Annotated in this window: 18 protein-coding genes and 1 pseudogene; 11 read left to right on the top strand and 8 right to left on the bottom strand. The window is 37.3% G+C overall.

Annotation, left to right across the window (positions count from 1 at the left end; translation table 11 throughout):
- The first annotated feature begins 2 nt into the window (after positions 1-2).
- The 8 genes from hybA (at position 3) to AAX18_RS02595 (ending at position 7,218) form a co-directional block, all read left to right on the top strand.
- Positions 3-1,043, top strand: coding sequence for a hydrogenase 2 operon protein HybA (gene hybA / locus AAX18_RS02630; RefSeq protein ID WP_046952857.1), 1,041 nt, complete (start codon positions 3-5; stop codon positions 1,041-1,043).
- Entirely contained in the window at positions 1,036-2,262 is a 1,227-nt protein-coding gene (hybB, locus tag AAX18_RS02625) for a Ni/Fe-hydrogenase cytochrome b subunit (protein WP_046952856.1), read from the top strand. Before hybA ends, hybB begins: the two co-directional genes overlap by 8 nt.
- Entirely contained in the window at positions 2,262-3,971 is a 1,710-nt protein-coding gene (hybC, locus tag AAX18_RS02620) for a hydrogenase 2 large subunit (RefSeq protein ID WP_046952855.1), read from the top strand. The genes hybB and hybC overlap by 1 nt, the downstream gene beginning before the upstream one ends.
- Positions 3,971-4,444 (top strand): HyaD/HybD family hydrogenase maturation endopeptidase, encoded by a 474-nt coding sequence (locus AAX18_RS02615; protein WP_046952854.1) that lies wholly within the window; start codon positions 3,971-3,973, stop codon positions 4,442-4,444. Before hybC ends, AAX18_RS02615 begins: the two co-directional genes overlap by 1 nt.
- A 91-nt stretch (positions 4,445-4,535) precedes the next feature.
- Positions 4,536-5,045: a hydrogenase-2 assembly chaperone gene (gene hybE, locus AAX18_RS02610; protein WP_046952853.1), complete on the top strand. Its 510-nt coding sequence runs from the start codon at positions 4,536-4,538 to the stop codon at positions 5,043-5,045.
- 29 nt (positions 5,046-5,074) lie between these two features.
- Positions 5,075-5,350 (top strand): hydrogenase maturation factor HybG, encoded by a 276-nt coding sequence (gene hybG, locus AAX18_RS02605; RefSeq protein WP_005626486.1) that lies wholly within the window; start codon positions 5,075-5,077, stop codon positions 5,348-5,350.
- 309 nt (positions 5,351-5,659) lie between these two features.
- Complete coding sequence (locus AAX18_RS02600; protein WP_012771639.1) at positions 5,660-5,938, top strand: helix-turn-helix domain-containing protein; 279 nt, start codon at positions 5,660-5,662, stop codon at positions 5,936-5,938.
- Entirely contained in the window at positions 5,938-7,218 is a 1,281-nt protein-coding gene (locus tag AAX18_RS02595) for a type II toxin-antitoxin system HipA family toxin (RefSeq protein ID WP_080948091.1), read from the top strand. Before AAX18_RS02600 ends, AAX18_RS02595 begins: the two co-directional genes overlap by 1 nt.
- Before the next feature lie 17 nt (positions 7,219-7,235).
- Here AAX18_RS02595 and AAX18_RS02590 read toward each other — a convergent pair whose 3' ends face one another.
- The 6 genes and pseudogenes from AAX18_RS02590 to AAX18_RS02565 form a co-directional block, all read right to left on the bottom strand.
- Positions 7,236-9,536 carry a DUF2357 domain-containing protein gene (locus AAX18_RS02590; protein WP_046952851.1) on the bottom strand — a complete coding sequence of 767 codons (2,301 nt, stop codon included), beginning with the start codon at positions 9,534-9,536 and terminating at the stop codon, positions 7,236-7,238.
- 5 nt (positions 9,537-9,541) lie between these two features.
- Complete coding sequence (locus AAX18_RS08695) at positions 9,542-11,416, bottom strand: McrB family protein (protein ID WP_046952850.1); 1,875 nt, start codon at positions 11,414-11,416, stop codon at positions 9,542-9,544.
- A gap of 1 nt (position 11,417) precedes the next feature.
- Complete coding sequence (dcm, locus tag AAX18_RS02580; protein ID WP_080948089.1) at positions 11,418-12,716, bottom strand: DNA (cytosine-5-)-methyltransferase; 1,299 nt, start codon at positions 12,714-12,716, stop codon at positions 11,418-11,420.
- A 59-nt stretch (positions 12,717-12,775) separates the two neighbouring features.
- Positions 12,776-15,640: a valine--tRNA ligase gene (gene valS / locus AAX18_RS02575; RefSeq protein ID WP_046952848.1), complete on the bottom strand. Its 2,865-nt coding sequence runs from the start codon at positions 15,638-15,640 to the stop codon at positions 12,776-12,778.
- A 710-nt stretch (positions 15,641-16,350) separates the two neighbouring features.
- Positions 16,351-16,650: pseudogene (gene yqfB / locus AAX18_RS02570) on the bottom strand (N(4)-acetylcytidine aminohydrolase); the annotation flags it as partial.
- 3 nt (positions 16,651-16,653) lie between these two features.
- Positions 16,654-17,088: a DNA polymerase III subunit chi gene (locus AAX18_RS02565; RefSeq protein WP_046952847.1), complete on the bottom strand. Its 435-nt coding sequence runs from the start codon at positions 17,086-17,088 to the stop codon at positions 16,654-16,656.
- A gap of 234 nt (positions 17,089-17,322) precedes the next feature.
- On the opposite strand from AAX18_RS02565, the gene fumC reads away from it, so the two are divergent.
- Both fumC and AAX18_RS02555 read left to right on the top strand, forming a co-directional pair.
- On the top strand, positions 17,323-18,717 hold the full coding sequence (gene fumC / locus AAX18_RS02560; protein WP_046952846.1) for a class II fumarate hydratase: 1,395 nt from the start codon (positions 17,323-17,325) through the stop codon (positions 18,715-18,717).
- A gap of 127 nt (positions 18,718-18,844) precedes the next feature.
- Entirely contained in the window at positions 18,845-19,453 is a 609-nt protein-coding gene (locus AAX18_RS02555) for a chalcone isomerase family protein (protein ID WP_046952845.1), read from the top strand.
- A gap of 100 nt (positions 19,454-19,553) precedes the next feature.
- Here the strand turns inward: AAX18_RS02555 and rnm are convergent, their stop codons facing one another.
- Entirely contained in the window at positions 19,554-20,378 is an 825-nt protein-coding gene (gene rnm / locus AAX18_RS02550; RefSeq protein ID WP_046952844.1) for an RNase RNM, read from the bottom strand.
- Positions 20,378-21,397: a quinone-dependent dihydroorotate dehydrogenase gene (gene pyrD, locus AAX18_RS02545; protein ID WP_046952843.1), complete on the bottom strand. Its 1,020-nt coding sequence runs from the start codon at positions 21,395-21,397 to the stop codon at positions 20,378-20,380. Before pyrD ends, rnm begins: the two co-directional genes overlap by 1 nt.
- 267 nt (positions 21,398-21,664) lie before the next feature.
- On the opposite strand from pyrD, the gene AAX18_RS02540 reads away from it, so the two are divergent.
- A complete protein-coding gene (locus tag AAX18_RS02540) occupies positions 21,665-23,257 on the top strand; it encodes a phosphoethanolamine transferase (protein ID WP_046952842.1) in 1,593 nt (530 codons plus the stop codon).
- Positions 23,258-23,338 lie beyond the last annotated feature (81 nt).

Below are 23,338 nucleotides of genomic sequence, written 5' to 3'. Positions count from 1 at the left end.
AGATGGATAGACGAAATTTCCTTAAAGCAGGTCTGCTGGGAACTGTCACATCAGGTCTGCCCGTTGCAAAAGCCGAAGCGGTGGAAAATCTTCCGCCCATTCCTGGCGCACTTGGGATGCTTTATGACTCCACACTTTGCGTTGGCTGTCAGGCTTGTGTTGCAGAATGTCAGCAAGTAAATAAAACACTTGTCAACCCCAAAGGTGAGCAAACTTGGGCAAACAATGACAAACTCACTCCGTTCACACGCAATGTGATTCAAGTATGGAGCGATGGCGACGGCAAAAATAAAGATAAAACAGAAAACGGTTATGCTTATGTTAAAAAACAATGCATGCACTGTGTTGATCCAAACTGCGTTTCTGTTTGCCCAGTACAGGCTTTAACCAAAGATCCTAAAACAGGTATTGTTAAATACGATCCTGATATTTGTACTGGTTGCCGTTATTGCATGGTGGGTTGTCCATTTGATGTGCCAAAATATGATTACGACAATCCATTTGGTCAAATCAGCAAATGTGAACTTTGCAACCAAAAAGGCGTGGAACGCTTAGATAAAGGTGAATTACCAGGTTGTTGTCATGTTTGTCCTACTGGCGCAATTATTTTTGGTACCCGTGAAGAACTTTTAGCGGAAGCAAAACGTCGTTTAAGTTTATTACGTGGCACCGAATATGACTATCCTCGCCAACATGTAAACAGTAAAGATACTTATCGCGCAACTGTACCAGCCTATCAATATCGTATTTACGGTGAAAAAGAAGGTGGCGGTACACAAGTATTAGTGTTAAGTGCGGTTCCACAAGAAAATTTAGGTTTCCCTGAGTTAGATGATATTGCTACAGGTGCACGCGCAGCGCATTTACAGCACTTCTTGTATCGCGGTTTAGCATTGCCACTGGTGGCTTTAGCTGGTTTAACAATGATGACTTATAAGAATATGCACGGCGATAAGATTCGTGAACGAATTGAAGCGCAAAAAGAAGCAATGCGCCAAGCGCGTAAAGAAATGGAAGAAGCGGAGGATGAACATCATGGGTAATCCACGTCCGGTGGGCGGTCGATTAGTTTCCGCCAGTATTCTCTTTTTTGCACCTTTGGCTGTAATTTGTATCTTATTAATTATTAAGCGTTTGTTCTTAGGTATCGGTTCCGTCACCGCACTTAACGGCGGTTATCCTTGGGGCTTATGGATTTCCTTTGACTTACTTGTAGGTACTGGTTTTGCCTGTGGTGGTTGGGCATTAGCTTGGACAGTATATATTTTCAACAAAGGGAAATATCACCCTCTTGTGCGTCCCGCATTGCTTGCTAGCTTATTCGGCTATTCATTAGGTGGTCTTTCCATCACCATTGATATGGGTCGTTACTGGCACTTGCCTTACTTCTACATTCCTGGTCAATTCAATACAAACTCGGTGTTATTTGAAACCGCATTTTGTATGACAATTTACATCATTGTCGTCACCCTTGAATTTGCGCCAGTCTGGCTCGGCTTCTTAGGATTGAAAAAATGGTTTAATAAGCTCAACAAAATTATGTTTTTTGTCGTCGCACTTGGCGCACTATTGCCTATGATGCACCAATCATCAATGGGATCATTAATGATCGCCGCTGGTCATAAAGTTCATCAAGTATGGCAAAGCTATGAAGCATTACCAATCTTATCCTTACTCACCGCATTTATTATGGGCTTTTCTATCGTAATTTTTGAAGGTTCTTTAGTACGTGCAGGTTTAGCAGGAAAAACACCAGATGAACGTTCACTCTTTACCCAGCTTGCAAAAGTCACCGCTGGATTAATCGCACTTTTCCTTGCGGTACGCTTTGGCGAATTGATTTACCATGACAAACTCCATTATGTATTCGGATTCGATAAACTTGGTAAATTTGAAGCCTGGATGTTTTGGATGGAAGTATGGCTAATGACATTACCATTACTCACTTTATTCCTTGGTGAGAAAAAATCTGATTCACGTTGGCTATTTATCTCAGCCTTGAGCATGTTACTCGGCGCAGCCCTATGGCGTTTAAATTATTCAATGATTATGTACGATCCAGGTAATGGCTATCGTTACTTCCCATCAGCAGAAGAATTGCTAATTTCTATTGGTTTCGTATCCATCGAAATTTGCGCCTATATTTTAATAATTCGTCTATTCCCTGTCTTACCAGTGTTGAAAGAAAAACATCATGAAGACTCGGAACAAATTATTGCCGAAAAAGCACAATTCAGTAAAAAAATGAGCGGAGCAGAATAATGACTGAAAAAAAACGTATCTCAATCGACCCTATCACACGCATTGAAGGCCATTTGCGTATCGATTGTGAAATTGAAAATGGCGTAGTAACAAACGCTTGGTCATCAGGCACAATGTGGCGTGGTATGGAAAATATCGTGAAAGGTTCAGATCCGCGTGATGCTTGGATGATTATGCAACGTATTTGTGGCGTTTGTACAACCGTTCACGCCATTATGAGTGTGCGTGCAGTGGAAGATGCTCTCGGTGCCAAAGTGCCAGTGAATGCACAATATATCCGCAATATGATTCTTTCTGCTCATAGCATGCACGACCATATCGTTCATTTTTATCAACTTTCTGCGATGGACTGGGTAGATATCACTGCGGCACTGAACGCTGATCCCGATAAAGCCGCTGAAATGCTTAAAGGTGTTTCAACATGGGGATTAAACAGTGCAAATGAATTCCGCAATGTGCAAAATAAAATTAAATCTTTAGTTGAAAGCGGTCAGCTCGGTATTTTTGCCAACGGTTATTTCGGTCACCCTGCAATGAAATTACCGCCAGAAGTAAACCTAATCGCAGTGGCTCACTATTTACAAGCACTTGAATGTCAGCGTGATTGTAACCGTATTGTGGCATTACTCGGCGGAAAAACACCGCACATTCAAAACTTAGCAATTGGTGGCGTAGCAAACCCAATCAACTTGGACTCTCAATCAGTATTAAACTTAGAACGTTTAATGTTTGTAAAATCCTGTATTGATCGTTTAAATGACTTTGTTACTCAAGTTTATCGTGTTGATGCGGCGATCATTGCGGCTTATTACCCTGAATGGCTCAATCTTGGTAAAACATCAGGTAACTACCTTTCAGTGCCTGAATATCCAATTGATGGTGATAATTCTAAATTTGTTCTAACTGGTGGCTATATTGAAAACTTTGATATTTCGACCTTCCGTCCAATTACCCAACAGAAAGATGAATTTGTTGTAAAAGGTATTAAAGAAAGTGGTAAACACGCTTGGTATGAAGACGATGAACCTCTTGAACCTTGGTCTGGTTTAACACGTCCGAAATATACCGGCTGGCAAGATGAAGGCAAATATTCATGGGTAAAAGCACCAAGTTTCTACGGAAAAGTTGTTGAAGTGGGCCCTCTTGCCTATTTAATGTGTAACTTAGCCAATGAAAATAAAGATACATTACATCACTTTAACTATATTAAAGGGCTGTATGAAAAACTAAGCGGCAATACCTTATCTGTTGACCATTTACACTCAACCTTAGGGCGTATTATTGCTCGTACCGTACATTGTTGCGTACTAAATAATATTCTTGAACAACAATGGAAACTACTTGTTGATAATATTGGCACTGGCGATACTATTGCTTATCTCAAAACAGACATTCCACAAACAGGTGAGTTTAAAGGTGTTGGTTTTGGTGAAGTGCCTCGTGGCATGCTCTCTCACTGGGTTGTCGTCAAAAATGGCAAAATCGAAAATTATCAAGCCGTTGTGCCATCGACTTGGAATGCAGGCCCTCGTAACCAAAATGATGAAATGGGGCCTTATGAGCTTTCCATCATCGGTACCCCCGTAGCAGATCCGACAAAACCATTAGAAGTTGTGCGTACCATCCACTCTTTCGACCCTTGCATGTCATGCGCAGTGCATGTTGTGAACACAGAAAATGGTGAAGTCACACAAGTGAAGGTGCTCTAATGAAGCCATTAATCTTAGGCGTTGGTAATATTTTACTCGGCGATGAAGGCGTGGGCGTACGAATCGCCCAAGCCCTAGAAAATCGCTTTGAAATTTTACCGCACTTTGACGTGGTTGACGGCGGCACTTGTGGCATGGAATTATTGGATGAAATGGCAAATCGTGAGCACATCATCATCATTGATGCTGTACTTGCCAATAAACAGCCTGGAGAAATTATTGTACTTCATGATGAGCAAGTGCCGGTATTTTTCTCGCGTAAAATTTCACCACATCAACTTGGTATTTGTGATGTGCTTTCTGCGTTAAAATTAACGGATGAATTCCCTAAAAACCTATGTTTAATTGGGGTTCAACCAGAAACTTTTGACCCACAAATTGCATTAAGTGAAACAATTCAAAAACAATTTCCAGAAATTTTTAAAACATTAGAAAACGTTTTGAAAGAGTATGGATTTCACGTTCAAATGTAGATGAGAAATAATACATTTCACGCACACCATAATTTGCTCTTATGGTATGCGTGAATTGTTGAAATTCACCTCGCTGTAAATTTTAATAATTATGTATCGACACGAAAAAACACCAGAAAATATAACCTCACTTGAAGGTGTCATTCAAGGCTTCGCCGAAGAGCCATCTTCAATCTTCCAAAACGAAATGCGAAAAGTTGCAGAAGAAATGAAAGATCTTCCTTTCTATCGAAAAGGTATCGACTGCTATTGTCCTAAATTTGTACTTTTTGAAAACCAATGGATAGGTACGGTTGTGACACCTTGGATGTTGAGCATTGTCATTTTACCAGGCAAAGATCAAGAATGGGAACCGCGTGAAATTGGCGATAAACTTTCAGTACAACTGCCCTATAAAACCTTCACCTTCACAGTGAGTAGTTTAGAAAATATTCCACAATATCTTAGTTGCTCCCTTCATTCTCCGATTGATCCTGCAATGACAAATACTCAAGCAGCTCAACTCGCACAAGATTGCCTCAGAATGATTTTATCTATGCCAACAAAAGCAACAACTTTTGATCCAGATCGACGTAACTTATTCCGCGCGATAGTAAAATAGACACAAATTTCAATAGGAGTGAAAGTATTATGTGTTTAGGTGTTCCAGGCCAAATTGTTAAGATTGGCGAAAGCGCTCTTCAACTTGCCACTGTGGATGTATGTGGCGTACAACGTGATGTGAATATTTCTCTAGTCTGCACCGGAGATCCTGCCGATTTACTTGGTAAATGGGTGCTCGTTCATGTAGGCTTTGCAATGAGTGTTATTGATGAAGATGAAGCTAAGAAAACCCAAGAAGCCCTACTCGCTATGAGTCAACTCGAACACGAAGTTGGGGATTTTTTAGGGTTAAATCAAAAATAAAAAAGTAGGCATTGCGCCTACTTTTTTATTCCAATTTATCCCTCTCAATCTCTCTAATTTTTCTAATCTAAACCAATATTTATCTTATCTTTTTGTTTAAGAGCTATCTCTATAACAATGTAAAAATCTATTAATTGAATCATTTAATTGTAATGTAGAAGCTGATGGTGCGGTGGAAATTTTAATCGTTTACATCTTATATCGCACAGGATATAAAGTATAAATTATACTTTACAAGATATAAAATAAACTTTATACTTCATGGCGTATAAAATAATTTCTATACGTTATAGTGTATGAGGAGTCACAATGGTTATCACCACCGCAAAAATGCTTTCTCATGTAATTCGAGAATTTCGCTATCAAGGCGATCTGTCACAAACTGATGTTGCTAAACTCGCCGGAACAACCCAAGCCAGAATTTCAGCGTTTGAGAATGAGCCGGAGCGTACTAAATTAGAAACACTATTTAAAATTCTGGCAGGATTAGAATTAGAGCTTATTGTACAACCACGCAAAAAGTCATCTGATACTGCCCGTTCAATCAAGGAGCCTACAGCAACATACGATGACGACGAGGCATGGTGATGAGTAACTCGATTCTAAACGTTGCTATGAATGGCTTGTTAGTCGGTGAATGGCGAAAACTCACCAGTGGCGCAACCGAATTTCAGTATGCGGAAAAATGGCTTGAATCTGTTCGCTCGCGCCCTATTTCATTGTCACTGCCCTTGTCGCACAAAATTTATCGAGGAGATTCCGTTTACAATTTCTTCGATAATCTGCTCCCAGACAACGAACAGATCCGTTCACGCATTCAACAACGTTTCCAAACATCAACGAAATCCCCATTTGATTTGCTTTCTGCGATTGGACAGGATTGTATCGGTGCAATTCAACTTTATCAGGGCGAGAACCGCTCGGTGCGTCAAATTTATGCAGAACCACTAAATGACAAAGAGGTGGAAAACGTGCTGAAAAACTACCGCACTTTTCCTCTCGGCATGGAAGAAAGCGAGGATTTCCGAATTTCTTTGGCCGGCGCTCAGGAAAAAACAGCGCTGCTTTATTATCAGAATCAATGGCAGCGCCCTTTGCATTCCACCGCGACCAGCCATATTTTTAAACTCCCGATTGGTATGGTGGCACAAGGGCAACTTGATCTTTCCAGCAGCAGTGAAAATGAATGGCTTTGCTTGAATATTATGAAAGCCTTAGGTTTGCCGGTTCCTCGAAGCCAAATTCAGTATTTCGGTGAAATTAAAGTACTGATTGTGGAACGCTTTGATCGCCGTTGGTCTGAAAATAGGAGTTGGCTAATTCGTTTACCACAGGAAGATATGTGCCAAGCACTCAACATCGCCCCTGCGCGAAAATATGAAAATGACGGCGGGCCGAGCATTCTTCAAATTATGTCGCTTCTCAACGGTTCATCCAACGCCCAAGCAGATCGCAAGCAGTTTTTTAAAGCGCAAATTGTTTTCTGGCTACTTTGTGCTATTGACGGCCATGGCAAAAATTTCAGTTTATTTTTGGAACAAGAGAATCGCTATCGTCTAACACCTTTTTACGACGTCATGTCCGCCTATCCACTTATCAAATATAACGGACTACAAAAGCAAAAAGTCAAAATGGCAATGGCGTGGCACGGCGAAAATAAACATTATTTATGGGATAAAATACAACTCCGCCACATTTTCAATACCGCTAAACTCGCAGGCTTGGCAAAGGAAACAGTAGAAGATACTTTGCATGAGATCAGTGCACTATATCCAAGAGTCAGTGAAATAAATACTCATGGATTGCCTGATGACATTGTCGAGTCTATTTTCATGGGATTAGAAATGCAGATGAAAAAGATAAGTTAAAAAAGTGCGGTGGAAATTCACCGCACTTTTATTTGCTCTAAATAAAACTCAGTATATACCGGTTCAATAAAGTTAAATTCTGTTTCATTATTAATTTTTGACAGTGTTGTCAGCTTCATCGATTTTCTAAATCCTTCTAGAGGTATATTTCTAATTGAATTAGGTAAATTCAAGGCCATACCAAGCTCAAAAAGATAATCTAAGCGTTCAGAATTAGAGGTATATCCTGCCTGTGCTTCAGTTAATGTATTACGTTTAACTAATAAAACCCTCTTCACTTGCCATACTTTGTTAATTATTTTATTACCTTGTTCATCTTGCTCAGCTAATCCTAAAAAAGCGATTTCATTAACAATGTGTTGCAAGCCTTTATATTTCATCTCAAAAGTGTCTTGTGGTAAATGATAGTATTTTGCTGTGCCATTTTTAAAACGTTCAAAGTATTCTATTGAACGTATATTTTCGCCCTCTTGTGCATGACCAAGAGAAACTAACATCGTTAAGTCGGTATAAAGTTGTTGCTTCATTCCTGTATAAGGAATTCGGCTTTGTTCTTGCACAAATAAACTCTCTTCCTTAATAAGTGGTGAAGAAAGTAGATAATTTCCTAACTGCGCTTTAAAAAAAGCCCGTAACCAAATTGCACCTTGATTTTGTTGGCTAGGCAACAATGCAAATGCGCCAATACCGACTTCATCAATTCCGGCTTGATACGGATTCTTCATATTAACTTGATCAAAAAAACCTGGATACAGGGCGTAAGCACCAAACACTGGACGGCTTTTACCTTCATCCTGTTTAGCCCAAACCAATGCGTCACGATAACGATGCATTTGATTTATTGCGTCATCTGGCACTAAATCATCTTCACCATCATCGGAATTTAAACGGTATTTTGCATCAAATAACCAAATAAAACGTTGTTTATTTGGGAAAAGTACTTCTAATAAAATATCTGGCTTTTGCGTATTCAAATAGGACTTAATTTCTGTTTTTTGATGAAAAATTGGCTCATGTGCAAGTTTAATTTTCAAACCATCAGGTCTCTCAAAATGAAATGCACCATACATTCCATCTTTCATCGTCAAATCAAGTTGTTCAGAAAACATTAATTTTGCTTTCTGAGAACTGACTTCTTCAAAACCAAGTTCTTCAATTAACAATCGGCGAATAACTAAAAAGCACCACACTTCATAAAGTTCCGAAAGGGATTTTTGTGAAATCAGGCTATGATGCGAAAGGACCTTTAAATAAAAACGTAACTCTTGCCAAACATGAAAAATCGTGGAATAACCTGGTTTCTGTTGCAGTACTAGAGAAATTTTTTCCAATCCTTTGAAGGTCCCAATATCATTAAAAAAAGATAGCGCTTGAAATTGTTTTAATGGTTTTTGCCAATTATTTAGCGTATCAAAAAATGCTTGGGAAAGTTGATTTTTGCTTGATTTAGCTAATGTTTGATTGATCTGAGTAAGCTTGTTATCTGTTTCGATAATCACTTGTTTAATAAAGCGATTCTCTGGCGTATTAACACTTAATTTCTTTTTTTCAATCGCATATTTTTTATGATGTAAACCGCTCGCTAAATCATTTTTAATTCGATGGGTTTGCTTTGCAGACAACTTACCTTTTAAACGTTCCGCTTTTTGATGTAAAGAATAGGTCTGTAAACGGTTATGCGGTGAATTTTTAATAATTTTTAAAGCTTGACTGAATTGTTGTAATTGCTGGAAGTGTGCAAGCCAAAATAGCGGGAAATAACCTTTCTCATTTGTTTTTCCAGCCCCCTGCTCTGTTTTAGCCGTAAGATTAAAGCGCCAAAGAGGAAATGTGCCATCAATAGCTTCATTAATAGGTTCAATATCTTGCTGAAGATCAATCTTTGTTGGCAATACCATAAAAGAAAGCGTGATGAAATAACCTTTTCCTACTTTGTCTTCATAATAAATAGGTAAATTTAATTGCCCAATATCATTTCCTGTATTAATCACTCCAACAAGCATGTTAGCAACTTGAGAAAAGCGGAAACCGTCATTAATTAGCACGAGTTTATGACGCAATTCCGCATAATGAATAGGTGCACGGAATTGAATTTCAAAATGGTATTGAGTATTTTCAAAAAAGAGCGGTTGAATTTCATAAGATTTTTGCAAATCACCTGAAATTTCAAATTTTTCAGTTTGATAATGGATAGAAACACGTTCTGCTCTGCGTTTTTTTAAGGTTTGTTGATAGCGCGTAGTATTCTTTTCACTATCTTTCACATAAATAGAAAGCTCAAATACTTCATCTATTTGTTGATTAAAAATACAATCCATTTCCCTTATTTCCAGAAATGTGTAAACCCAAACTTCTCTAATTTAGTTTGCATCCAACTAATCTTCGCCTTACTCCGACATTCTATATTAATAACATCTCCTTCATTTGTTTCTCGGAATAAATCAATACGTTTTGTGCCTTCCCAAATAGCTGATAATTGTTCCCTCATTATCGCTTCTAAGTTAGTTAATAATGATTTTTCACCATCAAAATCTAATTTTTCTGAGTCCCCTTCAATGCGAGGCAACACTTTCATCATTAGGAAATCATCCCAAATAGATTGTAGCTCAATCTCATTTTTTGGATTGATACATTTCACAGAAAGTAGTAATTCATTTAATGCACGATAAGCTAATTCAAAAGGTGAATTCTTTAAAACACTATTTACTTCTGATAGAAATTCACTGCTTTCTTTAACAAAAGATGAAGCAAAATTAAGAGATAAGCTCGCATCGGAATAAATAGGATAGGTAAATGTCTTATTTTGGGCGTTAGGCGAGAAATAAGCATTAAAGTCATTTGGATAAAACTCATTAAAGTCAAAGCTTAATGCACGATCTAAAACTTTCCGAGAGAATCCGTGAGTAGTTTCATCCATATTTACTGTGCCTGCCACAATAAGATTAAACGGAATTGAAACCCCTGCTTCTTTAAAATGCTTCCACAACTCATCTCCCTCATCTAATCCAAAATCAGCTGGTTGAATATTTTCAAGTACACTTGATTTTAATAAAGGATCGCATTGATATACTTCGCCATTCCATTGGCGAGTTTCTAGTATGGAAAGATAATCCGCAAAATATTGCTCTACTGGCGCCAAGTTCATTTCATCTAAACAAAGCCAATAAGGTTGAATCTCATTTAATTGTTCCTCAGTTACTTTACCTGTTTTTAGGTCAAAGCCACCATCTGCAATATGTTTCCAGGCCTTCACAATAAAACGCAACACATCTGTGGTAATGTATTTTGGCTGACTTCCTAGATGAGAAATATAACCTAATAAATCAGAAGGCTCATGCCAATCAGGGCGAACAGACACAAGGCAATAATTATCTTTGGCTTGATTATCGGCATTGGCTAATTTCGCTTGCTCTCGCACAAAGCGAGTCTTGCCCGTACCAGAAATGCCAGCTAGGATTAGGAAGGGTTTGGGGAGTTGAGTAAGTTTTGAATCACTATTATTATTTGAAATAAGGTTCTTTGGTTTTTCTTGGCGAACAAAACTTGTAAATGTAAATTTTTCAATGAAATCAAAAGGTGTGATTAAAATCACTTTTTTTATTTCTGAAGCAGCATAAAGTGTTTGACCAAATGGAGCAGCACTTAAATCACTGGCTTTTTTCTTAATAAACTTACCATCTGATTTCAAAGTAAGATCTTGATTGTTTCCATCATAGTGTTTAATTATGTCCGAAACATCAATAGCTTTATCATTAACAAAATCATTACCTGAATTTTCTTGAAGCTCAAATAACTCATTAAAAATCACTGGTGTAATTTTATTTTTAAACCATTCAACAGCTTCATTCGTATGAGAAAATGATTTTCTCCAAAATAAAACATTAACAACATGCTTTGCAGATATCTTATTATTGTTTAAAAAAGTTAATTTAACTTCATTTAGCCAATTTTCAGAAATAAAGCCATACCAAACTAACGGCTCTGCCGTATTTTTCGTAATTGAAGGCAACAAATAAAATGCTTCATCTACAACATGAGCAAATTCTCTCATATCTGACAAAAGATAACGCCCCTGTTCTTTCCGCTCTTGAACACAAAATAAAAAAACAATTAAACCAATAAGCGTGTCTGTTTTTTTAGTCCGCTGGTTTAAATACTCTCTTGAATTAAATAGCGTTTCTTTTGAGATATAAGACATTTTATTCTCCTAACACATTTAAAATTTCTTTTACAATTTCATCAATAACTGTAACCGTAACAGAATTCCCTAGCTGTTTAAATGCTTGTGCATTTGATACATTAAATTGAAATTCATCAGGAAACCCCTGTAATCTCGCTGCTTCTTTAATAGATAATTTACGCTTAATATCCCATAATTTAGGAACACGATTCGCAATAATTGTTGGTGCATAAGTATCTAAACAAGCATAAAAAGCTTCTTGAATTTGTGTTTTAGCAAAATCACCTACATGAAATCTTAATGAACCATCCGCTTTTAAAAAAGAAAATACACCATATTTTCCTTTTTTAGTATTTGGTGCATACATAGAATTATCATGTTGAACTCGTTCAGTTAAATGATAATTTTCAAAATGATATGCAATTCTATCTAATTCAAATTTAGGTAATGTTAAAGCTGGATCTTCTAAATCAAGATCTACAATATCTCTTAATGTTGTTTTAGGTGCATTACCAATAGGAAATCTGAATTTTCCATTATCAATATCACTGCGAATAGCTACACAATACCAACGCTCTCTAAATTGTGGCACACCAAAATGATAGCTATTCAAAATAGTCCAGTAAGTATTATACCCAGCTTCATTTAGTGCACTCAATGCGATATGCATTGTGTTTCCTTTATCATGAGATTTAAAACCTTTTACATTTTCTAATAATGCTACCTTAGGCTTTTTAGCTTCTAAAATTCTTAAAACATCAAAAAATAATGTTCCACGAGTTTTATCTTCAAATCCTTGCGTTTTTCCTGCATAACTAAATGGCTGGCAAGGAAACCCAGCTAATAAAACATCATGTTCTGGAATATCGTTTTCACTAATTTTTGTAATATCGCCAAAAGGCGTTTCGGCATGATTTAAACAATATGTTTTTTGAGCAAAACTATCAAACTCTGATGAAAATACACATACACCATTATTTACTTGAGCACCTAATCTAATCCCTCCAATACCTGCAAAAAGGTCAATAAATCTAAATCTAGCCTTTTGAGTTGGCTTTAATTTTAAATCAGAATAAATCAGTTCAAAAAAATCACTCTCTTTCTCATATAACTTATTAGACTTTAGGATATTTATTACTTCTTTTTTCAATTCTTTAGCGTTTTTAATCTCTCTTTTAGCGAATAAATCACTATCTGTCGCAAGAGCATGTAGCCATTGTTCAATAACAGAATTTGGCATAGTTCCTTCAGGGCTATGCTGTATAGCTAAGGGGTGTAATAATTCTACTATTTTGGAATATTTATTATCTGATTTCATAATTTACATTTTATATAATCAGGGGCGTATTCAATACGCCCCTACATTTTATTACCGCCTTATAAGGATTCAATCGCTTTATACTGCTCTTGGATTTTTTCTAATCCAGATTGATATTCTGCTTGTTTTTCACGTTCTTTGGCGATAACCGCTTCTGGTGCTTTAGCCACGAAAGCTTCATTGCTCAGTTTATTCTCGATACGTTTAACTTCGTTTTGATATTTTTCAATCTCTTTAGCTAAACGGGCAAGCTCTGCTTCTTTATTGATAAAGCCCGCCATTGGTACAAGCAATTCCGCATTGCCAACGAGTTTCGCTACCGCAAGTGGTGCTATTTCGTTTGCGGCTAACACTTGAATGTTGTCTAATTTCGCCATCGCTTTTAAAAGAGCGGTCTGTTTTTCGAGAATTTTTGCGTTTTCTGCACTTAAATTACGGAATAACAGATCTAAGCCTTTGCTTGGTGCGATGTTGCTTTCTGCACGAATATTACGTACCGCAACGATCACTTCTTTTAACCACTCAATTTCAGCTTCTGCTTCTGGATCAAAGCCGTTATCTTCCACTTGTGGGAAAGGTTGTAACATAATGCTGTCTGCAGTGATGCCCACGAATCCTTTCACTTTTTGCCAAATTTCTTCGGTAATAAATGGAATGAGCGGATGTGCTAAACGTAATAATTTTTCTAGCACATGAACCAAGGTTTGGCTTGCCGCACGGATTTGTGCTGCGTTGCCGTTTGCAAATACTGGTTTAGTCAATTCTAAATACCAGTCACAGAATTGGTTCCAAGTGAATTCATAAATTGCATTGGCACAAAGATCGAAACGATATTGGCTTAATGAATTACGGAAAGTTTCCACTGTGCGATTGAATTCTGATTGAATCCAACGATCCGCTAATGAGAATTCGATCTCACCTTCGCTTAAATCTAATTTGCCATTCGTTAAGACGAAACGGCTTGCATTCCACAATTTATTACAGAAGTTGCGGTAGCCTTCTAAACGTTTCATATCCCAGTTGATATCACGACCGTTTGAAGCCAATGCCGCTAATGTGAAACGTAATGCGTCTGTACCGTGAGCGGCAATGCCCTCTGCGAATTCTTTGCGAGTCGCTTTAGCAATTTTTTCTGCTAATTGCGGCTGCATCATGTTGCCGGTACGTTTTTCAAGTAAATCTTCAAGGCTGATACCGTCAATCATATCGATTGGGTCAAGTACGTTACCTTTCGATTTCGACATTTTTTGGCCTTGCTCATCACGAATTAAGCCTGTTACATACACCGTTTTGAATGGTACTTGTGGTTTGCCATTTTCATCTTTCACGAAGTGCATCGTAAACATAATCATACGCGCAACCCAGAAGAAGATGATGTCAAAACCGGTGATTAACACATCCGTTGGGTGGAACATTTTGAGCTCTTTGGTTTGCTCTGGCCAACCTAAAGTTGAGAACGTCCATAAGCCTGATGAGAACCACGTATCTAACACGTCTTCATCTTGTTTAAGTTCAACCGCAGAATCTAAGTTGTATTTTGACCGCACTTCTTCTTCGTTGCGCGCAACATACACGTTGCCTTCTGCGTCATACCACGCAGGAATACGGTGTCCCCACCAAAGTTGGCGGGAAATACACCAATCTTGAATATCACGCATCCAAGAGAAGTAGAGGTTTTCATATTGTTTCGGTACGAATTGGATTTCACCGTCTTCCACCGCTTTAATCGCTACATCAGCAAGCGGTTTCACGCTCACATACCATTGGTCAGTTAACATCGGCTCAATCGGCACGCCACCACGGTCGCCATAAGGGACTTTCAAATCATGCGGTTTAATTTCGTCTAATAAACCCAACGCTTCAAAATCTGCCACGATTTTCTTACGTGCAACGAAACGCTCTAAGCCACGGTAATCCGCAGGAATAGTCGCTTCATAGCCGGCAAGCGGTTTGCCGTCAGTACCGATAATTTCCGCTTCATCACGAATATCTGCATTTAAGGTTAATACGTTAACCATAGGCAAGCTGTGACGTTTACCCACTTCATAGTCGTTAAAGTCGTGCGCAGGGGTGATTTTTACCACACCAGTACCGAATTCACGATCGACATATTCATCGGCAATAATCGGAATTTCACGGTTTGCCAATGGCAGAACCACAGTTTTGCCGATTAAAGATTGATAGCGCTCATCTTCAGGATGCACCGCCACCGCCGTATCGCCTAACATAGTTTCTGGACGCGTGGTTGCCACCACTAAATAATCTTTACCATCTGCCGTTTTCGCACCGTTTGCTAACGGATAACGGAAATGCCAAAGGGAACCTTTGCTCTCTTTGTTTTCCACTTCTAAATCAGAAATCGCGGTGTGGAGTTTTGGATCCCAGTTTACCAAGCGTTTGCCACGGTAAATTAAACCTTCCTCGTGCAAGCGAACAAACACTTCTTTTACAGCGTTAGATAAACCCTCATCCATAGTGAAACGCTCACGTTCCCAGTCGATAGAGTTACCTAAACGACGCATTTGTTGGCTGATTGTGCCACCAGAATAGGCTTTCCAATCCCAAATTTTGTTGATGAACGCCTCACGACCGTAATCATGGCGAGTTTTGCCTTCTTCTGCCGCGATTTTACGTTCCACCACCATTTGGGTCGCAATACCCGCATGGTCTGTCCCCGCTTGCCATAAGGTATTATGCCCTTCCATACGGTTAAAACGGATTAAGGTATCCATTAAAGTTTGTTGGAACGCGTGTCCCATGTGTAGGGAACCTGTGACATTCGGTGGAGGAATTGCAATGCAATAGCTCGGCGCATTTTCATTTTCAGACGGTTTAAAATAACCGCTCTCTTCCCAATGTTGATAAAGGGCTTGTTCTACCGCAGACGGATTAAAACGGTCTGCCATTTCGAATTTTTGTGTCATTTATTTTTCTCTTGGTTAGGTGCGAATTGTTGCACCGTTAATTAAATTATCACTGTTGAAATTTTGAATTTTTCTGAAAAATCTTCTCTATTTTTCCATATAGAAAAGAATGGAATAATAACTTGTTCTACATCCATACCTAACATTTGTTCTCTTATAAAACTTTCGTTTAAATCAGAAATTGCAGGAATAATGCTAAATTCTGGAAGATGATTACAAAACAAAAATGAATAAATTTTATTTACTTTATTTGATTTTACATTTCTACATATATTGGCAATATTTATTTTAGACTGAACTAATAATTTTTCTAGAGAATCAACCCAATTTGACTGTACTAAGGCATTAACATTAGAATCTTTAAAATCAGATATAAAATCTAAACAATCAATAACATCCCAATGAACGATGTTTGAGTTTGTTATGCAAGTAACTAGCATTTCTAAAGCAAAAATCGCTCGCTCTTGAGTAATAAAATCTTTTTCTTGAATAAGCAAATTAAATTGCTTATTTTCATCAATCACTTCATCAGTGATAATAATTGTATTTATCTCATCTAGTTCATTTTCTAACTTTTTATATAAACCATCCTTATAGGGAAGAAAAACTAAATCAAAATCGTCTTGATAAGACTCTAAATTCAATCTTTGATAAAACGATTCTGAGTTATATTTCCCTTGACATACGATATAGAGTTTTCCCATAGGAGTTAATTTGAAAGAGAGAACAAAAAACTGCTCTTCGTTCGGATAAATCCCTCGAATCACCTCTTTTAATTCTTCCAACCCCATATTTTCCTGAGCGGCATGTTGTTCCGTCAGTTCATCAAGGGTAATCGGAGACACACTTAATACTTCAATGGTGCAGAAATATTGATTATCTTCAAATCGACCAACACGCAAAATATCGCCTACTTTAAAATGGCTTTCGGATTTGTCCCGAATGGTGATGGTTTTACGCCCTGCGAGAATATCGGCTTCAAAGCGTTGATAAAAGGTAATGTCGTTCATTTATTAACCCACGTTTTCAGTAGAAAGATTCCAACCTTGCAGACGTAATTGTTTATAGCGTTCTCGAGCTTGTGTTTTTAAGGCATCATCTTTCGGTACAAAATCAATAATCTGGGTAAAACTATGGCTAAAATCTGGGATTGCTTGTTGCAAATTAATTAACACATCACGGCGTTGTAAATTTCGTTTCCCAAGCCATGAAATCTCAATCGGTGTGGGATATTGCGTTGCCTCACCCGATAAATTATGTGGAACAAATTCATTAGGATCTCGTTGCCACAAACGCTCGTCAATCTCTAACGCTTGAGCCTCACTTTCACAGCTAATCAATACTTTTTTCCCTAATCGCCATATTGAGGCAGCAAGATTACAGGCTATTTCTTCGACAGTTAACGTACAATCTTCCGTAAGAATATAAAATTGCGCAGTTTTTGCCATTTTAGCCCCGTTATTTTCTCAATCTTGCCCTATAAAAAGGCTAAAATTCTAACGAAAAAACCCTAAAAAATAAATAATTAAATACACATTATTACAAATGCGTGAAAATCCACCGCACTTTTATGATCTATGTCACAAAACTGATTTTTAACGTTTTTGTTACGTTCCACTCATAACTCTGAAGTGTTAAAATCAACTCAGTATTAATTTTCATTCAATTCATAGGAGTACAGAATGGCATTTCGTATTGAAAAAGACACAATGGGTGAAGTTCAAGTTCCAGCAGATAAATACTGGGCTGCACAAACTGAACGTTCACGCAATAACTTTAAAATTGGTCCTGCCGCCTCAATGCCACATGAAATTATCGAAGCTTTTGGCTATTTGAAAAAAGCAGCCGCATTTGCTAATCATGATTTAGGTGTATTACCTCTTGAAAAACGTGATTTAATTGCTCAAGCTTGTGACGAAATTTTAGCAAATAAATTAGATGATCAATTCCCACTCGTTATTTGGCAAACCGGTTCTGGTACACAATCCAATATGAATGTGAACGAAGTGGTTGCAAATCGTGCTCATGTGCTAAACGGTGGAAAATTAGGTGAAAAATCTATCATTCATCCAAATGATGATGTGAACAAATCACAATCTTCAAATGATACTTTCCCAACGGCAATGCACATTGCTGCATATAAAAAAGTAGTTGAGCACACCATTCCTTGTGTTAAACGTTTACAAAAAACTTTTGCGGCAAAATCTGAAGCCTTCAAAAACGTGGTAAAAATTGGCCGTACTCACTTAATGGATGCAACACCACTCACATTAGGCCAAGAATTTTCAGCTTATGCTGCTCAATTAGATTTCGGCTTAAAAGCATTAAAAAATACTCTTCCACATTTAAGTCAATTAGCATTGGGTGGTACAGCGGTTGGCACGGGTTTGAACACGCCGAAAGGCTATGATGTGAAAGTGGCAGATTACATTGCAAAATTCACCGCACTTCCGTTTGTCACCGCTGATAATAAATTTGAAGCATTAGCCGCTCATGATGCGATTGTTGAAACTCACGGTGCATTACGTCAATTAGCAATGAGTTTATTTAAAATTGCAAACGATATTCGTCTATTAGCATCAGGCCCACGTTCAGGAATTGGCGAAATTTTAATTCCTGAAAATGAACCGGGTTCATCAATCATGCCAGGTAAAGTAAACCCTACTCAATGCGAAGCGATGACAATGGTCTGCGCACAAGTATTTGGTAACGACACCACTATCGCATTTGTAGGCTCACAAGGTCATTTCCAATTAAATGTGTTCAACCCTGTGATGATTGCAAACTTCTTACAATCAGCTCAATTATTGGGTGATGCTTGCGTATCTTTCGATGAACACTGTGCAGTGGGTATTGAACCAAACTATCCAAGAATTAAACAACAACTTGAAAATTCATTGATGTTGGTGACCGCACTTAATACGCATATTGGCTATGAAAATGCGGCTAAAATTGCAAAAACGGCTCACAAAAATGGCACAACATTACGTGAAGAAGCGATTAATTTAGGCTTAGTTTCTGCCGAAGATTTTGATAAATGGGTTCGCCCAGAAGATATGGTGGGTAGCCTAAAATAATTCACCGCACAAATTAACATCAGTAATATTAAAGGCGAGTAAAATTACTCGCCTTTTTACTCGTTTATCATTTGTTTTTTGATGCGGTTTGTTATAATCAACACAATTTTATTCACGGCAATTTATTATGAAAATGAAATCCCTTTTTGTGGCAATAATCACGTTTTTTTCTGCCGCACCTTTTGCTCATTGGCAACCCATCGGAAATGCCGAATACACTTGGGGGCCGTTCCATGTTTATACCATTGGCTTATTTTCCGAAACGGGCACTTATCAAGAAAATGAACGCCCATTAATGCTCTCTTTCAAATATGAAAAACCCATTGAAGGAAAAAATTTTGCGATTACGCTTATTAAAGAAATCGAAACATTAAAACTTAATGATGGCGATACTCAAAGCTGGCTTAAAGAAATGCAATCCACATTTCCAGATTTCTCACCAAACGATATTTTGAACTATATTGCTTTACCAGATAGAGGCTACTTCGTCTTAAATGACACCGTTTTGGAACACGATTTTGATGCTAAATTTAATCAAGCGTTTATCGGCATTTGGCTTGCACCGAATAGTACTTTTGTAAAACTTCAGCCACAATTATTAGGTAAAACTAAAAGCAATCATGAAGCAACTGAATTTTATCTCAAACCTGAAATTGAATCCTTTGATGAACAAGATTCAATGCCTGAATTGCCGCCACATTATTTATTAGATAATCAAAAAAAATCCGAAGGATAAATTCAGTTTTTATATTTTGAACCATAAAAAATACCTGTTTCCAAATAAATTTTATTATCAAGGAAACAGGTATTTATTATTTTGAACATTATCTATCGGGCTAAAATTTTTCCCAAACTGGGATGATTCCATCAACTAAATCTAAATTTTTTCCTAACTCAATCCAGCCACAAGGGAAATGAAAATCGGAGCCAACCGATCCCAGAAGAGCAAATTCTTTTGCCCAACGAGCAAGCATTTGACGTTGATCTTTTGTCTGACCACAATCCGCCATTTCCATGCCATCACCGCCCCAAGCCTTAAAATCGGTTATCAGCTTACGCACCCATTTCCCCGTCATGTTATAACGTAATGGATGCGCAATAATAGCTATACCGCCCGCGGCATGAATTGTCTTAATCGCTGTGGGAATATCTGTCCATTCAGCTTTGACAAATGCCGATTTTCCTTGCCCTAAATAGCGTTTAAAAGCCTGACCATCATTAGATACCTTACCAATCTGCACCAAATAACGTGCGTAATGAGCACGAGTAACCTCGCCATCGGCTAAAGCTTTTGCACCCTCATAAGCATGAGGAATTCCTGCTTTTTCTAATTTATCGCCAATTTCCACCGCTCTTTTTTCGCGTAATGCTTTTTGGCTTTGCAAAAGTGCGGTCATTTGGGGATGAGTTTTATCGAAGTTTAATCCTACAATATGGATCCCCCGCCCTTCCCAATTTGTGGAGATTTCTACTCCAGTAATTAATTCAATGCCTACTTCTTTCGCTGCAATCTCAGCGTCATCAATGCCCGCAATCGTATCGTGATCGCATAATGCCAGCACGTTCACGCCTTGCGCATAAGCACGATGCACTAATTCCGTTGGACTCAGCACTCCATCAGATGCCGTGCTGTGACAATGTAAGTCGTATTTTTTTGTCATTATTTAATATTTTTTACTAAATCTTTTACTAATTTTGGACCGTGATAAATCAATCCTGAATAAACTTGCAACAACTCGGCGCCAGCCTCAATTTTCTCTTGCGCATTTTGCAAGCCATCAATGCCGCCGCTACCAATAATCGGAATCTGACCTTTCAGTTCTTGATGTAATCGCTTAATAATCTCTGTGCTTTTATGGTGTAACGGCTTTCCACTTAACCCGCCTTGTTGTTCCGCATTTTTCATCCCCATCACAGTATCTCGAGAAATTGTAGTATTCGTTGCAATAACCCCATCCATTTTATGACGAACTAACGTATCCGCAATTTGCACTAATTCACTTTCCGTTAAATCTGGTGCAATTTTTACCGCAATCGGCACATATTTATTGTATTGGTTTGCCAAAATAGCCTGACGCTCCTTGATGTCTCGCAATAAGTCATCGAAATAATCACCATATTGTAACTGACGCAAATCCGGTGTATTGGGGGATGAAATATTCACCGTAATGTAACCAGCGTAGTTATAGGCTTTGTTCAAACAGAAAATATAATCATCTTTGCCTTGTTCCAAAGGCGTAAATTTATTCTTACCAATATTGATACCAATCACGCCTTCATAACGTGCGTTTTTCACATTTTCTATAAGATAGTCTATGCCATTATTATTAAAGCCATTACGGTTAATAATGCCTTCAGCCTCAATCAAACGAAACTGACGTTGTTTTGCATTCCCATCTTGTGCAACGGGCGTAACAGTTCCTACTTCCAGAAAACCGAAACCCAATGCACCAAAGCCGTCAATCGCATCACCATTTTTATCCGCGCCTGCCGCCAATCCAATGGGATTAGGAAAATTCACACCCATTACTGTTTTCGGAAAGCCTTTGGGAGCATTAATAAGAGATTTTAAGATCGGTTGAAATAAAGGATTACCGGCTAATTTCAAGCATTGAATCGTGAAATTATGAGCCTTTTCAGCATCCATTTGAAAAATGCCTTGACGGAATAATTGATACATACTCGTTTATCTCTCAGGATAGTTGACTGTAAGAAAGTGCGGTCAATTTTCACCGCACTTTAAAGGGAAGACTGCTTGTATTCTACGAGGAACAAAGATGATGTGCAAATAATAAAAAATCTAATTAATAAAAATCATCCTATTTTTCATTAATAGTTATCATAACACATAAAATTTTATATGTTTTTAATAAAAATTTAACGTTGATTTTTCTATTGGCAACGATTATATTTAAAAAATAAAACAGCTCAATCAATTGGAGAAAAAATGAAGTCTAGTTCAAAATTATTTATCATATTAGCCTACCCCCTAATACTATTGATTAGCGAAATAATTTATCGAAATATATTTAATATTCCTCCACTTGGTCGTTATATTGAAACTTACAGCATTAATTTATTACTTATCATTTTTCTTCTTTTCTCAAAATATAAAATCACTAAATTCTTTGTTTGTTTATTTTTTGCATCCTCTGTTATTATTAACTCTGGACATTACGCAGTATATGATAATTGGATCAATGGCACAAATTACTTCCTGATGTTCAAAGAAATTGGGGAAGTCTCTCATGTTGGTATTACAATGTTGGATCGCGTTGGACCACCTGTAATTTACTCCTTATTGGAAACTATTATTTTTATTTCTGCATTATTTATATATCCTACAAGAAAAGTAAGCAAGTATTGTATATCTGATATTTTATTTATTTGCTTATTCCTCTACTTATTTAGTAGATCATTTTATTCTACGCAAGAATTAGGCGTTACTTCAAATCCTGCTTATTCTAGAGTAAAAAGTAATTTCTTTTCTGTAGGTAATTTCATCGGAAAAGTTATTCCTTATGAAACATTCAACTTAAGTCAAGTAAAAGACTATTTACATCCAACGCCCGCAATTATATCTTCACCTGATGTAAACAATATTATTTTTATTATGGGAGAAAGTTTAACTTCAAAACACGTCGATTATTTCGGTTATGAACGAGAAACTATGCCTTTTATTCGACAATTAGCCAACGAAAATTCTAATGTTTTATTAAAAGAAGCGTATAGTGCAGGCTTAATGACCGCCATCTCTGTACCTGCACTTTTCAATGCAATTCCGCGTCCAAATGGACTAAAACAAATAATGAAAGGCGATACGAATTTCTTCAAACTAGCAAAACTTCAAGGATTTGATACTCATTTTTATACTGCACAACCAGAACGCGCAATGATGATTATGAGTATTATGGGAAAAAGTTGGATGAATCACCAAATCACCCCAACACAGTTGGGTTTATCTCCAGAGCAAGGAATGAACGATCATAAACTCTTCCCTCTATTACAAAAAATTGATCTTGATAAACAAAAAAATTTTATTGTGCTACATCAACGAGGTTCACATGGCCCTTATGCTGAATACCTAACCGAAGAAGAAAAAATATTTAAAGATGGTTCACCATTAGATAATTATGACAGCACAATTTATAATACTGATCAATTTATTCAAAAAGTATTTAATTATCTCAAACAACGAGGGAAAGATGATTATATTTTAATTTATACCTCAGATCACGGGCAATTTGTTACCAAAAATCATTACAATCAAGGGACAACGGCAGAAGATCAATATCTTGTACCAGTATTTATTTATACAAAAAATGAAAAGATCCAACAAAAATTAAAAGAACTCGATCAGTGTAAGCGATTATTCCATCAACAACTTTCAACTTTAGTTATCAATATTATGGGATTTGATATGCCTATATCTAGTTGTGAAAATGGTGTCATTAATTCACACATGATTACTGGTGATTATGGCTATCTTTCTGTTAAACCAGCAAATCCACCAGCTTTTATTAATCCTAATAGAAAATAATACTTTATTTTGATAAAAAGTTTAAATTGAAAAAACATTAAACAAAGCTCAGTAGATATTTCTGCTGAGTTTTTTATTCAG

Origin of the sequence: Haemophilus haemolyticus, from assembly GCF_001008205.1 — a bacterium.
In the GTDB taxonomy this organism is placed as follows: domain Bacteria; phylum Pseudomonadota; class Gammaproteobacteria; order Enterobacterales; family Pasteurellaceae; genus Haemophilus; species Haemophilus haemolyticus_Q.
The sequence above is the reverse complement of the archived record's forward strand: the minus strand, read 5'-3'. Positions and strand labels throughout refer to the sequence as shown.